The following is a 12,315-nucleotide window of genomic DNA, read 5'->3' on the forward strand; positions in this document are numbered from 1 at the left end:
GGCCTATTGCTGGTTCGTCGAAACCGAGTTCGCCAATGGCGCCCTCGGCCATCTCGATCTCACCGTTGCCGTGCGTCTGGACTGGCACGAAGGTTTCCAGCTCTATGGCGAGAACGGCTCCGTGATCGCGAAGACCTTCAATCCCTGGTATTTCCGGGCGAGCGAGGTCGACATCTTCCACGAGAAGGACGCCACATCACGCAAGCCGCTCGGCGCCGACGGCCATTTCTTCCGGCGCCAGTTGGAAGGCCTCGCCGACACGGTGCTCGACGGCGCGCCGCAGCGCGGCGCCAATGTCGAAGACGGGCTCGCCTCGATCCGCGCCATGGTGGCGATCGCCCGCTCGGTCGAAAGCGGCGAGCGCGTCGAACTCGCCGGCGTCACCGGAGCGGTCTGATGCAGGTCGGGGTGTTCGCCAAGACTTTTCCGGGCAGCGAGCCGGCCGGCGTTCTTGCCGCCGTGTGCGATGCCGGCTTCGCGGTCTCCCAGTTCAACTTTGCCTGCGCAGGCCTGCCGCCGATGCCGGACGCGGTTCCGGACGAAGCGATCCGCATAATCGATGCCGCCGCCAGGGCTTCCGACGTTGGCCTCGTCGCGCTGTCGGGCACCTACAATATGGCGCATCCGGACAGCCGGGTGCGCGATGACGGGCTGCGCCGGCTGGCGGTCATCATCGAGACCGCGGCCAGGCTTTCGATCCCGCTCGTGACGCTGTGCACCGGAACGCGCAACGCCGAGGACCAGTGGGCGCATCACCCCGACAATGTTGACCCGTCGGCATGGGCCGACATGGCGCGCGAGATGGAAAAGGCGCTTCACCTTGCCGAGCGCCACGGCGTCGATCTCGGCATCGAGCCGGAGCAGGCCAACGTCGTCACCTCCGCAGCCGACGCGATGCGGCTGATCGCCGAGATGGGCTCCAGGCGCCTGCGCATCGTGCTCGATCCGGCAAACCTGTTCGAGCGGGCCAATGCCGACGAGGCACGCGCCATCGTCGCCGAGGCGGTCGAGCGAACGGCGGGCCATGTCTCCCTGGCGCATGCGAAGGATCGTTTCGCCGACGGCCGCTTCGCCACGGCCGGACAGGGCGTCGTCGACTTCATCGACTTCGTCGCACGGCTGAAGGCCACAGGCTTCGACGGACCGCTGGTGACGCATGGGCTTTCGGCCGAGGAGGCGCCCGGCGTAGCGCGTTTTCTCAAGGGGCTGGTGTGATGGGCACGCTGCTGCGCGACGGTGCCACGCTCCGTATGACCGACATGGGCAAAGGCCTGCCAGTCGTCTTCCAGCACGGGCTGGGCGGCGGCGAGGCGCAGGTCGCGCAGACTTTTCCCCCCGGCTTCCGCCGCATCACGCTGGAATGCCGCGGCCATGGCGGCTCCGGACTCGGCGAGCGGCGGCCATTCTCGTTCGAAATGTTCGCCGATGACGTTCTTGCCGCCGCCGACCAGGCCGGCCTCGACCGCTTCGTCGCCGGGGGCGTCTCGATGGGCGCGGGAATCGCGCTTCATCTCGCATGCCGCCATCCGCGGCGCGTCGCAGGCCTGATCCTGGTGCGTCCGGCATGGACGTTTTCCGCCGCGCCGCAAAATATTCAGCCGATCGCCGAGGTCGCCGAGCTCATCCTCGAACACGGGACCGATACGGGGCGGACGATCTTCGCGCGATCCGAGACCGCCACGCAGCTCTATCGCGAGGCGCTCGACAATCTTTCCTCGCTGCTCGGCTATTTCGACCGGCCCGACGCCAAGACGTTCGCGCAAGTGCTCGCCAACATCGCCGCCGACGGACCCGGCGTTGCCGAACGCGACGCTGCGGCGCTCGACATTCCAGCACTGGTCATCGGCAACGAAATCGATGCCGTCCACCCGTTGTCGGCGGCCTATACGCTTGCGGCCGCGATGCCAAACGCAATCCTCGCCGAAATCACGCCCAAAGCGCGCGACAGCGCCAGGCACTTCAGCGATCTGCACACTCAGATCTCGACCTTCCTGCAATCCCATTCGAAAGTCCGGAGTCGCATTTTCTCATGACCGCCAAACCACTCTCCGGCCCCGCCGCCATCGCCGCCCTGCCCCGCCACCGGCTCATCGGCGAATTCTCGCTGTGGTCGGCGGATCTCGCCAATATGGAGCGCGACCTGAAGCGGATCGAAGCCCATGCCGATCTGCATCACATCGACGTGGCGGATGCCCGCTTCACCCCGGGCTTCCTGTTCTTTCCCGACATGGTGGCGCGCATCGCGAAGCTGACGGCCAAGCCGATCCATGTGCACCTGATGGTCGAGGCCGAAATCGTCGAAGCGCAGACGCGCCAGTTCATCGAAGCCGGCGCCGACCTCGTGACCATCCACGCCGAAAACGGCGACGCTGGCTTGCGCGCCGTCAAGCTGGCGCATGAGCTCGGCGCCGAGGCGGGCGTGGTGCTGCGGCTGGAGACGCCGGTCTCCGCCATCGTGCCCTTCCTTTCCGAGGTGGCCTTCGTGACGCTTCTCGGCACCTCGATCGGCGTCAAGGGGCAGAGCCTGTCCGAGCAGGCCTGCCCACGACTGATCGAGGCGCGCGCCCTGATCAGACGAGCCGGCCGCGAGGCCGACATCATCCTCGCAGCCGATGGCGGCATCCGCCATGAGACGGTGCCGCTGCTGCGCGCCGCAGGCGCCGACACGGTGGTGCTGGGTTCGCTCGCCTTCGGCGATCCCGACCTCGCGCAGCGCATGGCCTGGCTGCACGGACTGAAGGCCGCCGCCTGATGAGCACGCTCGCGCTTGCCTTCGATCTCGGCGGCACGGAGCTGCGCGGCGCGCTGGTCGAGCGCAGCGGCGATGTCGTCGCACGCGTCTCGGAAGCAACATTGGCGGGCGCGGGTTCGGAAGCGGTGATCGGCCAGATCATCGCGCTGGCGGGCAGGCTCCTCAAAGAGCATCCGCAGGCAAGGGTCATTGGCATCGGCGCTTGCGCGCCCGGCCCACTCGACCCCAAGGCGGGTATCGTCATCGGGCCGCCGACGCTCGCCGGCTGGCATAACGTGCCCATGATCGACATCTTGAGCCGTCAGTTCGGCCTGCCGGTGCGGCTGGAGAACGACGCCAACGCGGCGGCGCTGGGCGAATGGCGTTTCGGCGCCGGCCGGGGCGCCGCATCGATGGTCTTCGTCACCGTGTCGACCGGCATCGGCGGTGGCGTAATCGCCGACGGTCACATCTATCACGGCAGACGTGGGCTCGCGGCCGAGATCGGCCACATGACGATCACCGGCGAAGGCGACCGCTGCTTCTGCGGTGCCGTCGGCTGCTTCGAGGCGGTCGCCTCCGGCACCGCGCTCGGGCGCCGGGCGACGCGGCTCACCTCGCCGGGCGACGGCTCGCTGCTCCGGCGTCTTTCGAAGGATGGCGACGTCTCCGCCCGCCATGTCGTCGAGGCCGCGCGTGCCGGCGACGCCAGCGCCGGCGAGCTTGTCGAGGCGGAGGCGAAGTGGCTCGGCATAGGCTTCACCAACCTGCTGCATCTCTATTCGCCCGAGGTGATCGTCATGGGCGGCGGGCTCGCCAATGGCTTCGATCTTCTGGCGCCGGGAATCAGGGCGACGGTCGAGGAGCGCGCCATGCAGGCCTATCGCGACGTGCCGATCGTGCCGGCCGAGCTCGGCGACCGCGCCGGGCTGGTCGGCGCGGCCAGCCTGATCCTGTGGGAAGGCGAGCCGGGCACGGCGCTGGCGATGGTGCAGAATGAGGAGACGAAGGCCGGCGGAAAAGCCGGCGCCAGGGAGGCAAGCCATGGCTGAGCTCAAGCTGCGCGGCGTGCACAAATCCTACGGATCGGCGGAGATCATCAAGGGCATCGATCTCGATGTCGCCGACCGCGAGTTCGTCGTCTTCGTCGGACCGTCCGGCTGCGGCAAGTCGACCTTGCTGCGCATGATCGCGGGGCTGGAAAAGATTACCGCCGGAGACCTCACCATCGACGGCGGGCGGGCCAACGACATCGACCCGTCGGAGCGCGGGCCGGCGACGAGCTGCTGCTTGGCATGCGGCCTGAGCATCTCAAGGTGGCGTCCTGGCGCGCGGCGCCAAGGAGTGCGACGCACTGATCCGCGAGGTGGTCGGCGAGAATGCGTCGACCGACCTGGTGCGCGCCTATCGCGGGCTCACCGCGCTTTCCTCGCATCATATCTCGGCCATGCGCGGCCTGATCGGCGAGCCGAAGCGCGTGGTGGCGGCGCACCGCACCAATGGCGGCGCGAACACGAGCGTGACCTTCGACTACGGGCATTTCGCCTGCCTCTATGACGCGGTGGCCGACGATCTCGGCCTGTTCGACGCCATGATCGAGGTACGCTCGAACACCAGGCGGGTGCGCATCATCTACGACACGCCCTACATCCGCAGCCTGCCGACACGGCTCGAGGTGACGGAGGCCGGCCCGCTCGGCCCGGTGACGAAGGCGCTCGGCCCGGTCTATGGCGACGCCTTCTCCAACGAGTTCGAGACTTTCCACCGCCACATCATGGAGGGCACGAAGCCATTGACCGACCTCGCGGACTCGCGACGTGATCTCGCGCTGATGGCCGAGATCATCGAGCGGATGAAGGAGAGCGGCGGGAGCTGAGGCCGCCGCCTATTTCCTGATCGCCGGCGGCCGTCGCGGCCTTAGGCTGAGAGCGCGCCAGCAGATAGAAGGCGGCGATATGCGTGATCATCAGCAGCGGCACATAGACGATCGGGATCGCGTAGGTCGCGCCAAGTTGTCCCGCCAGGTCCGGAAGGTCGAGCACGGTGCCATGGTAGTAGTCGACGACGAGGTCGACTATCCCTACCAGGTTGAACCCTACGACGAGCGGCCAGAAGATCGAGGGTCGCCTCACGGCAAGCAGCGCCAGCATGGCCAGCAGTCCGGTTGCGAAATCGCCATAGGCGGCAAAGACAGCGAAGCCGGCGGGCAGGTTCGGACCGACGACGCCCGGCAGCAGGAAGACCAACCCGAAGAAGCGAAAGCTGTGCAGCGTGGCGATGGCGCGCTGCGCCTCGACGCGGTCCATGAGCTTGAGCCTTGGCCAGATATAGGCGCCGAAGCAAAGCAGCCAGGGCGCGTAGCCCAGGGCGAGATGAGTGTTGAAGATCGTCGCCGGCGACATTTTTGTCTCCTCTAGCTCTTGACTGGAACGGCTTCGAACACCGCCGTCAGGACACCCAGCCGGCCTTCCATCAGATTGCGTCCGAGATTGGCGGCAAAATCCGCGAAACCCGGCCCCATGACGACGCCGAGGTTCAGCGAAGGCGGCGGGCCGGACGCCCGCAGCGCCGCGAACCAGGTCTTGGCGTCCGCGGTATCATCCTGCTGGACAAGCATGCGGAACCCGGCGGCCTCGATCGCCTCGCAGGTCGCGGCGGCAGTGAGCAGAAAGCTCTCCGCCGGGGTCTTGGCCCAGGGAACCGGATAGAGGGGATCGCCACCGTTCAGCACGACGTCGAAGGCCGCGAATTTTCCGCCCGGCTTCAGCATGCGCCTTATTTCACGATAAAGAAGCGGGCGGTCGGCGATGTTCATCGCCACATGCTGCAGCAAAACGACGTCGAAACCGCCGTCGTCGAAGGGAAGCGCCAGCGCGCTGCCGGTCTTGAACGACACCTTTGCGGCCTGCCCCGTCCGTGCGGTCAGATAATTCGCGGCTTCGACGAAGGGCTCGCTGAGGTCGACACCCGTCACCTCGCAGCCGTAGGTCGCCGCCAGAAAGCGGGCCGGTCCGCCCACCCCCGATCCGACGTCAAGGACCGACAAGTCGGCCGTAATGCCGGCCAATTTGGCAAGCTCGGCGGTCGCAGCGAGCCCGCGCGTGTGGAACTGGTCGAGGGTGGCCAGTTGCTCGGGCTTCAGCCGCTCTTCCTCCGGCCCGAAGACAGCCAGAGCCGTCTTCAGACGCTCGGTCAGACCGGCCGCGCGGTAGTGATCGCGCACGCGATCGAGGTCATCTGCCATCTTCAATTCCTTCCAGTTTCTCGTGACAGACATAGGACGGCTTTCGGCCAGCAACTATCCGCGATAATGTCGACAGGCTATGAAGCAGAACTTCACAGTCAGGCATGGCGCGCTGGACGGCGTCGAGGCGTTCCTGAGCGTCGCCAAGCACCGCAATTTCCGCAAGGCGTCAGCCGAGCTCGGCGTGACGCCGTCAGCGATCAGCCAGGCGGTCCGTGCACTCGAGGCTCGCATCGGCGCCGCGCTTTTCATCCGCACGACGCGCAGCGTCGGCCTGACGGAGGCCGGCGAGCGATTCCTGTCGCGCGCAGGGCCTGCCTTCGAGGAGCTGGTCGCCGCGAGCGAGGTCGCGCATGAATTCGGCATGCGCCCGACCGGATTGCTGCGCCTCTCGGTGCCGCCGGCGGTGATGCCGCTCCTGCTGGAGCCGCTCATCGCATCCTTCTGCCAAGCCTATCCCGAAATCGAGCTGGAGATCGTCGCAAGCGGGGAACTCGTCGATGTCGCCGCCGAAGGATTCGATGCCGGCATCCGGCTCGGCGAGCTCATCGCCGCCGACATGGTGGCGGTGCGGCTGACGCCGCCGTTCCCGCTGTTGGTCGTCGGCAGCCCCGACTATCTGCGCCAACGGTCGCGGCCGGAGCACATCGAGGACCTGCGCGGGCATGCCTGCCTGCGCATGCGGCGCTCGAACGGCTCGGTCGCCCCCTGGCGCTTTACCGACGGCAACAAGACGGTCGAGGCCATCGTCACAGGGCCGCTCATCGCGCACGACTACCCAACGCTTCTCGGCGCGGCGATCCAGGGTGTGGGACTTGCACAGGTGCCTGGCCCGCTCGCCAGCGCACCGGTCGCCGATGGCCGATTGCAAGCGCTCTTGACGCCGTTCGCCGTCACCACGCCGGGGGCGTTCCTCTACTATCCCGAACGACGGCAGGTCCTGCCCAAGCTGCGGGCGTTCATCGATCATATCAGGGCGGCGCCGGGGCCGCGCTGAAACGATCGCGAAAGCGGCAACCATCGGGTCTGAAGCAGAAAGGTCGTGCCGGAAGATTCGGCATAGCCGGACGCGTTGCGGCGTTCGATTTCCTGCTCGACCTCGCGCCAAATGCCGGCAGCGTTGTTCGGGTCTTCGAGTCTGGCCGCAAAGGTCAACACAGGGAAGAAGCCCTATATGTCGAACTCGCCCTGTCCTTCGTCCATGGCGCTGACGGTTTCGGCGGCAAGCGCGCGGGTGATCGGCGTCTTGCGCTCGAGCGCGGCGCGGTCAAGGCGTTCCACGACCCGCATAGCGGTCGCCAGCGAACGCTCGATGCGCCGCACCAGATATTGCACGACATGCGGCTCGACCTCGATCTGGCGATCGGCGAACAATTTTGTGATGACGCCGGCGAGCAGCAGGTCGTCCGGCTCGTGGATCTCGACCGTCGCCGCCGCCTTCAGTCGCGAGATAAGGTCGGGCAGCGCGACGCGCCAGGCGGAAGGAAAGCGGCGCGCGGTGAGCAAAAGCGTGGAGCCGGCGCCGCGCACCGTGTTGATCAGGTGGAACAGGCCCTGTTCGTCGATCGGGCCCTTGTCGATGTCGTCGATGAGCGCGGGCCTGGCGCCAAGCCCGCCGATGTGCTCGCCGATCCTGCCGGGATCGATGGCGACGGCGTGCGCCTGCGTTTGCCAGATATGGGCAAGATGCGTCTTGCCGGAACCCGGAGGGCCGGCCAGCACAACCACCGGCGAGGGCCAGTCCGGCCATCGGTCGACGAGCGCCGCAGCCTCGGCGTTCGTGCCGGAGACGACGAGCTCGTCGCGCGAATAGCCGGTGCCGTGGCCGAGGTCGAGCGGCAGCTGGCGCGGCGGATCGGTGCGCTCACCAGCCATCTCAGCCACGCGGGGAACGGTGGCCGCCGCCGCGATCCGCGGGGAGCGGCGGCACGGGCTCGGCGGCATGGCCCTTGTAGAGGGGCGATTCGAGATAGCGGGAAATCGCGAAGCGCACCAGCACCGCGATCGCCGCTGAAGCCGGCACCGCGATCAGCAGGCCGACGAAGCCGAACAGCGCGCCGAAGGCGAACAGTGCGAACATCAGCCACACCGGATGCAGGCCGACGCTTTTGCCGACCAGCCTGGGCTGCAGGATGTTGCCTTCGATGAACTGACCGACGAAGAACACGCAGGCCACCAACAGCACCATTTCCCAGTTCGGCCAGAACTGGACGAAGGCGACGCCCACGGCAAGAACCAGGCCGGTCAGCGAGCCGACATAGGGGATGAAGGAAATCAGCCCCGAGAAGAAGCCGATGAGGATGGCGAAGTTCAGCCCGGTGAACGTCAGGCCGGTGGCATACATGGCGCCGAGCACCAGGCAGAGCGTGCCCTGCCCGCGCACGAAACCGGCGGTGGCGGTGTTGATGTCGCGGGCGAGCGCGCGCACCGTCTCGACATAATCGCGCGGCACCCAGCCGTCGACCACGGCGACCATGCGGTCCCAGTCGAGCAGCATGTAGAAGGCGACGACCGGGGTCACGACGAAGAGGCTGACCACGGAGACCAGCGCCACGCCCGAGCTCCAGATCGAGGTGAAGACGGTGGTGAGAAGGCTGAAGCCGGAGGTGAGCAGCGAGTTCAGCCCGTCGCGCAGGCTGCCGGCGTTGACGCCGAAGCGCTGCTCCAGCCATCTCGGATCGAAACTGGTGATCAGCGACTGCAGGCGGGTCAAATATTCCGGCAGCTTGCGGGCGAAATCGGCCATCTGCGTCGCCAGCACCGGCACCAGGATGACGAAGGCGAGCACGACGACGACGATGAAGGCGATGAGGATCACCACCGTCGCCATCAACCGGGAGAGACCCAGCCGCTGCAGCCGATCGGCGACCGGATCGAGGAAATAGGCAAGCGCCATGCCGGCGACAAAGGGGAGCAGGATGCCGCTGAACACATAGAGGAAGAGCGCCAGAAAGACGGCCGTGCCCAGCCAGAAGAAAATCTGGCGGCGAAGTGCTGTTCCTGCCGCAACGTCCGCGGCTTCGCTGTCAGTCGCCCGTCGTGGAGCCTTCGCCATAACCGCTCATATGCCTCAGCCAAGCCACGAGATAGGCTGCGGCCGAAGCCACGGTCAAGACCCCGGACAGCAATATGAGCGCGGGCCGGAGCGGATCGAGATGGATGGAAAAGGCAAGCTCGCCCAGCACCAGCGCCGCCAGCGCGATCTGCACGGCGGTGTTCACCTTGGACACGAAGAGCGGCTTCATCTCGACGGGATGCGCCATCACGCTGGACAGAAGCACCGCGCAGACGATCAGCGCGTCGCGAGAAACCATGGTCACCACCAGCCACAGCGGCAGTTCCCCGGCATAACCCATGACCACGAAGACCGAGACCAGCAGAAGCTTGTCGGCCATCGGATCGAGATAGGCGCCGAGGCGCGAGAACTGCCTGTAACGGCGGGCGATGAAGCCGTCGACGCCATCGGAAACGCCGGCGACGAGGAAGCCGGCAAAAGCCCAGTCCCAGCGCGCGCTGAGCATCGCCAGCACCACGGCGGGCACCAGCAGGAGGCGCATGATCGTGATCATGTTGGGTATGGTCACGTGATGTCCCGTCGTGGCTTTGTTGGGAAATAGATGATGGAGACGGGGGATGGACGCAAGGGAGGAGCGACAAAGGTCTGCGCGAGGCACCCCCCTCTGCCCTGCCGGGCATCTCCCCCTCAAGGGGGGAGATCAGCAATTTCGGCGCCGCATCCATTCCTGCAACGTCGGCGATTGGCGAAGGCGGAAGTGACATCCAATCTCCCCCTCGAGGGGGAGATGGCCGGCAGGCCAGAGGGGGGTGCTGTCCCGCCAACATTTCCGCTTTTTTCGGGGGCAAAATTTGCCTACCCGCGCGTCATCCTTGCTCCTCGAAACCATTCATGCGATGAGCCCGCAATGGAAACAGCGACGAGCCAGACATGACCAAGCGCGACACGGGCAAGCGCAACAACGGGCTCACCTATGCCGAGGCGGGCGTCGATATCGATGCCGGCAATTTGATGGTCGAGAAGATCAAGCCGCTGGTGCGCGCGACGCGCCGGCCGGGCGCCGACGGCGAGATCGGCGGCTTCGGCGGGCTTTTCGACCTCAAGGCCGCCGGTTTCAGCGATCCGGTTCTGGTCGCCGCCAATGACGGCGTCGGCACCAAGCTCAAGATCGCCATCGATTCCGGCAAGCACGACACGATCGGCATCGACCTCGTCGCCATGTGCGTCAACGACATCGTCGTGCAGGGCGCCGAGCCGCTGTTCTTCCTCGACTATTTCGCCACCGGCAAGCTCGACCCCGACCAGGGCGCGGCCATTGTCGGCGGCATCGCGCAGGGCTGCCGGCTGGCCGGCTGCGCGCTGATCGGCGGCGAGACCGCCGAGATGCCAGGCATGTATCACGACAAGGATTACGACCTCGCCGGCTTTGCCGTGGGCGCGGCCGAGCGCGGCCAGTTGCTTCCGACCGACGACATCGTCGAGGGCGACGTGCTGCTCGGCCTTGCCTCCTCCGGCCTGCACTCCAACGGCTTCTCGCTGGTGCGCCGCATCGTTGCCGCGAGCGGTCTTGCCTGGAGCGATCCGGCGCCTTTCAACGACGAGTTGAGCCTCGCCGAAGCGCTGCTCGAACCGACGCGCATCTATGTCAAATCGATCCTGAAGGCGATCCGCAACACGCATGGCATCAAAGCACTCGCCCACATCACCGGGGGCGGCTTTCCGGAAAACATTCCGCGCGTGCTGCCCAAGGATTTCTCCGCCGAGCTCGACCTCGAGGCGATCGAGGTGCCGCCGGTGTTCTCGTGGCTCGCCAGGACCGGCGGCGTCGCGCCGGAAGAGATGATGCGCACCTTCAACTGCGGCATCGGGATGATCCTCGCCGTCGCCTCCGGCCAGGCGGCGCAGGTCGCGGCAGTGCTGCAGGAGGCGGGCGAGACGGTGACGCCGATCGGCCGCATCGTGCCGCGCCGCGACGCCGGCGTCATCTATCGGGGCTCGATCGGCCTATGAGCAGGAAGCGCACGGTCGTCCTGATCTCGGGGCGCGGCTCCAACATGACGGCGCTGATCGCTGCCGCCAGCGACCCGGCCTATCCGGCCGAGATCGTCGGCGTCATCTCCGACCGCGCGAACGCAGCCGGGCTCGGGATCGCACAGTCTCGCGGCATCGCCACCAAGGTCATCCAGCGCGCCGACCATCCGAGCAAGGACGCCTATGACGCCGCGCTCGACGCCGCGCTCGACAGCTTCGGCGCCGAGATCGTGGCTTTGGCCGGCTATATGCGCATTCTCGGCCGTGGCCTCGTCGAAAAATGGCTGGGGCGCATGGTCAACATCCACCCTGCCCTTTTGCCTGCGTTCAAGGGGCTGGACACGCATGCGCGGGCATTGCGCGCCGGCGTGCGCATCCATGGCTGCTCGGTGCATTTCGTCACGCCCGAAATGGACGACGGCCCGATCATCGCCCAGGCCGCGGTGCCGGTGATGGTCGGCGACAACGAGGACACGCTCGCGGCGCGGGTGCTGAAGGTCGAGCATCGGCTCTATCCGCTGGCGCTGGGGCTGGTTGCCGAGGGCAAGGCGCGCATGGAAAGCGGCCACACCGTGCTTGCCCATTTCGCCGACGACGCCGACAACGCCACCTCGGTGGTGATGGCGCCGGACCCGCTGCGCGAGGAAACGGACCTCGAGCAACTGGCGCGGATCACGCCTTAGAGACTGCCATGGCGACGCTTAGACAACTGCTTATCCTGCGCCACGCCAAGTCGAGCCGGGACGATCCCAAGCTCGCCGACTTCGACCGCCCTCTTGCCCCGCGCGGGCTGAAGACGGCGCCGCTGATGGGGAAAGAACTTGTCCGTCGCGGCTGGCTGCCGGATCTGGCGCTGGTCTCGCCGGCGCTGCGCACCCGCGACACCTGGCGGCTGGTCGCCGGCGAATTGCCGGAGCATGTGCCGGCGGAATTCGCGGAAGAGCTCTACGAGGCGGCCCCGGCCGCCATCCTGGCGCGCGTGCGCCAGGCCAAGGCGACCAGCCTGATCGTGATCGGCCACAACCCCGGCCTGCAGAACTTCGTGCTGCGGCTCGCCGGCGCAGGATCGGACTCCGATGTGTTCACAAAGATCGAAGCGAAGTTCCCCACGGCAGCGCTGGCTCGGCTCACGGTGGACGAGGATTGGGCGAACCTCGAATTTGGTGGCGCACGGCTGGCGGATTTCATCAGGCCTAAGGATTTGGGGTAGGCACGCGTTTATAGGCGGCCGGACGTATCGTCAGGCAGGTCGGCGGGACAGCACCCCCCTCTGTCGCCTTTGGCGACATCTCC

Annotated in this window: 16 protein-coding genes and 1 pseudogene; 11 read left to right on the forward strand and 6 right to left on the reverse strand. The window is 66.9% G+C overall.

Annotated features, from left to right (window positions below; translation table 11 throughout):
• The 7 genes and pseudogenes from EOA29_RS11125 to EOA29_RS11155 form a co-directional block, all read left to right on the forward strand.
• Positions 1-397, forward strand: a 397-nt coding sequence (locus EOA29_RS11125; RefSeq protein WP_245468449.1) for a Gfo/Idh/MocA family oxidoreductase, incomplete at its 5' end; no start/stop codon positions are given.
• Positions 397-1,215: a sugar phosphate isomerase/epimerase gene (locus EOA29_RS11130; RefSeq protein ID WP_127220893.1), complete on the forward strand. Its 819-nt coding sequence runs from the start codon at positions 397-399 to the stop codon at positions 1,213-1,215. The genes EOA29_RS11125 and EOA29_RS11130, both read left to right, overlap by 1 nt.
• Positions 1,215-2,033, forward strand: coding sequence for an alpha/beta hydrolase (locus EOA29_RS11135; protein ID WP_127220894.1), 819 nt, complete (start codon positions 1,215-1,217; stop codon positions 2,031-2,033). The genes EOA29_RS11130 and EOA29_RS11135 overlap by 1 nt, the downstream gene beginning before the upstream one ends.
• Positions 2,030-2,752, forward strand: coding sequence for a ribulose-phosphate 3-epimerase (locus tag EOA29_RS11140; RefSeq protein ID WP_127220895.1), 723 nt, complete (start codon positions 2,030-2,032; stop codon positions 2,750-2,752). The genes EOA29_RS11135 and EOA29_RS11140 overlap by 4 nt, the downstream gene beginning before the upstream one ends.
• Positions 2,752-3,783 carry an ROK family protein gene (locus tag EOA29_RS11145; protein WP_127220896.1) on the forward strand — a complete coding sequence of 344 codons (1,032 nt, stop codon included), beginning with the start codon at positions 2,752-2,754 and terminating at the stop codon, positions 3,781-3,783. Before EOA29_RS11140 ends, EOA29_RS11145 begins: the two co-directional genes overlap by 1 nt.
• Positions 3,776-4,009, forward strand: a pseudogene (locus EOA29_RS11150) (ATP-binding cassette domain-containing protein); the annotation flags it as partial. The gene EOA29_RS11145 and the pseudogene EOA29_RS11150, both read left to right, overlap by 8 nt.
• Positions 4,010-4,097: 88 nt before the next feature.
• On the forward strand, positions 4,098-4,607 hold the full coding sequence (locus tag EOA29_RS11155) for a hypothetical protein (RefSeq protein ID WP_245468450.1): 510 nt from the start codon (positions 4,098-4,100) through the stop codon (positions 4,605-4,607).
• On the opposite strand, the gene EOA29_RS11160 is transcribed toward EOA29_RS11155, so the two are convergent.
• Positions 4,573-5,133, reverse strand: coding sequence for a hypothetical protein (locus tag EOA29_RS11160; RefSeq protein ID WP_127220897.1), 561 nt, complete (start codon positions 5,131-5,133; stop codon positions 4,573-4,575). The two genes, EOA29_RS11155 and EOA29_RS11160, sit on opposite strands and share 35 nt — an antisense overlap.
• A gap of 11 nt (positions 5,134-5,144) precedes the next feature.
• Positions 5,145-5,975: a class I SAM-dependent methyltransferase gene (locus tag EOA29_RS11165; RefSeq protein WP_127220898.1), complete on the reverse strand. Its 831-nt coding sequence runs from the start codon at positions 5,973-5,975 to the stop codon at positions 5,145-5,147.
• A 79-nt stretch (positions 5,976-6,054) separates the two neighbouring features.
• Here EOA29_RS11165 and EOA29_RS11170 point away from each other — a divergent pair, with 79 nt between their 5' ends.
• Positions 6,055-6,972: a LysR family transcriptional regulator gene (locus EOA29_RS11170; protein WP_127220899.1), complete on the forward strand. Its 918-nt coding sequence runs from the start codon at positions 6,055-6,057 to the stop codon at positions 6,970-6,972.
• Here the strand turns inward: EOA29_RS11170 and EOA29_RS11175 are convergent.
• From EOA29_RS11175 to EOA29_RS11190, 4 genes are read right to left on the reverse strand one after another with little or no spacing between them, the layout of a single operon-like run.
• On the reverse strand, positions 6,942-7,130 hold the full coding sequence (locus EOA29_RS11175) for a hypothetical protein (protein ID WP_127220900.1): 189 nt from the start codon (positions 7,128-7,130) through the stop codon (positions 6,942-6,944). The genes EOA29_RS11170 and EOA29_RS11175 overlap by 31 nt on opposite strands.
• A gap of 15 nt (positions 7,131-7,145) precedes the next feature.
• Positions 7,146-7,850: a DnaA regulatory inactivator HdaA gene (hdaA, locus tag EOA29_RS11180; protein WP_127220904.1), complete on the reverse strand. Its 705-nt coding sequence runs from the start codon at positions 7,848-7,850 to the stop codon at positions 7,146-7,148.
• Between the two features lies 1 nt (position 7,851).
• On the reverse strand, positions 7,852-9,030 hold the full coding sequence (locus EOA29_RS11185) for an AI-2E family transporter (protein ID WP_126095442.1): 1,179 nt from the start codon (positions 9,028-9,030) through the stop codon (positions 7,852-7,854).
• Positions 9,002-9,559, reverse strand: coding sequence for a CDP-alcohol phosphatidyltransferase family protein (locus EOA29_RS11190; protein ID WP_126095443.1), 558 nt, complete (start codon positions 9,557-9,559; stop codon positions 9,002-9,004). Before EOA29_RS11190 ends, EOA29_RS11185 begins: the two co-directional genes overlap by 29 nt.
• A gap of 362 nt (positions 9,560-9,921) precedes the next feature.
• Between EOA29_RS11190 and purM the strand changes: the two genes are divergently transcribed.
• From purM to EOA29_RS11205, 3 genes are read left to right on the forward strand one after another with little or no spacing between them, the layout of a single operon-like run.
• Positions 9,922-11,001 carry a phosphoribosylformylglycinamidine cyclo-ligase gene (purM, locus tag EOA29_RS11195; RefSeq protein WP_127220901.1) on the forward strand — a complete coding sequence of 360 codons (1,080 nt, stop codon included), beginning with the start codon at positions 9,922-9,924 and terminating at the stop codon, positions 10,999-11,001.
• Positions 10,998-11,705: a phosphoribosylglycinamide formyltransferase gene (gene purN / locus EOA29_RS11200; RefSeq protein ID WP_127220902.1), complete on the forward strand. Its 708-nt coding sequence runs from the start codon at positions 10,998-11,000 to the stop codon at positions 11,703-11,705. The genes purM and purN overlap by 4 nt, the downstream gene beginning before the upstream one ends.
• Positions 11,706-11,713: 8 nt before the next feature.
• On the forward strand, positions 11,714-12,232 hold the full coding sequence (locus tag EOA29_RS11205; RefSeq protein ID WP_127220903.1) for a histidine phosphatase family protein: 519 nt from the start codon (positions 11,714-11,716) through the stop codon (positions 12,230-12,232).
• Positions 12,233-12,315 lie beyond the last annotated feature (83 nt).

This window comes from Mesorhizobium sp. M1E.F.Ca.ET.063.01.1.1 (assembly GCF_003998155.1).
In the GTDB taxonomy this organism is placed as follows: Bacteria; Pseudomonadota; Alphaproteobacteria; order Rhizobiales; family Rhizobiaceae; genus Mesorhizobium.

Bases quoted from the DNA above. Each gene is read 5' to 3' on its own strand.
- EOA29_RS11130 (WP_127220893.1), top strand. From the start codon at position 397: ATGCAGGTCGGGGTGTTCGCCAAGACTTTTCCGGGCAGCGAGCCGGCC.
- EOA29_RS11135 (WP_127220894.1), top strand. From the start codon at position 1,215: ATGGGCACGCTGCTGCGCGACGGTGCCACGCTCCGTATGACCGACATG.
- EOA29_RS11140 (WP_127220895.1), top strand. From the start codon at position 2,030: ATGACCGCCAAACCACTCTCCGGCCCCGCCGCCATCGCCGCCCTGCCC.
- EOA29_RS11145 (WP_127220896.1), top strand. From the start codon at position 2,752: ATGAGCACGCTCGCGCTTGCCTTCGATCTCGGCGGCACGGAGCTGCGC.
- EOA29_RS11160 (WP_127220897.1), bottom strand. From the start codon at position 5,133: ATGTCGCCGGCGACGATCTTCAACACTCATCTCGCCCTGGGCTACGCG.
- EOA29_RS11165 (WP_127220898.1), bottom strand. From the start codon at position 5,975: ATGGCAGATGACCTCGATCGCGTGCGCGATCACTACCGCGCGGCCGGT.
- EOA29_RS11170 (WP_127220899.1), top strand. From the start codon at position 6,055: ATGAAGCAGAACTTCACAGTCAGGCATGGCGCGCTGGACGGCGTCGAG.
- hdaA (WP_127220904.1), bottom strand. From the start codon at position 7,850: ATGGCTGGTGAGCGCACCGATCCGCCGCGCCAGCTGCCGCTCGACCTC.
- EOA29_RS11185 (WP_126095442.1), bottom strand. From the start codon at position 9,030: ATGGCGAAGGCTCCACGACGGGCGACTGACAGCGAAGCCGCGGACGTT.
- purM (WP_127220901.1), top strand. From the start codon at position 9,922: ATGACCAAGCGCGACACGGGCAAGCGCAACAACGGGCTCACCTATGCC.
- purN (WP_127220902.1), top strand. From the start codon at position 10,998: ATGAGCAGGAAGCGCACGGTCGTCCTGATCTCGGGGCGCGGCTCCAAC.
- EOA29_RS11205 (WP_127220903.1), top strand. From the start codon at position 11,714: ATGGCGACGCTTAGACAACTGCTTATCCTGCGCCACGCCAAGTCGAGC.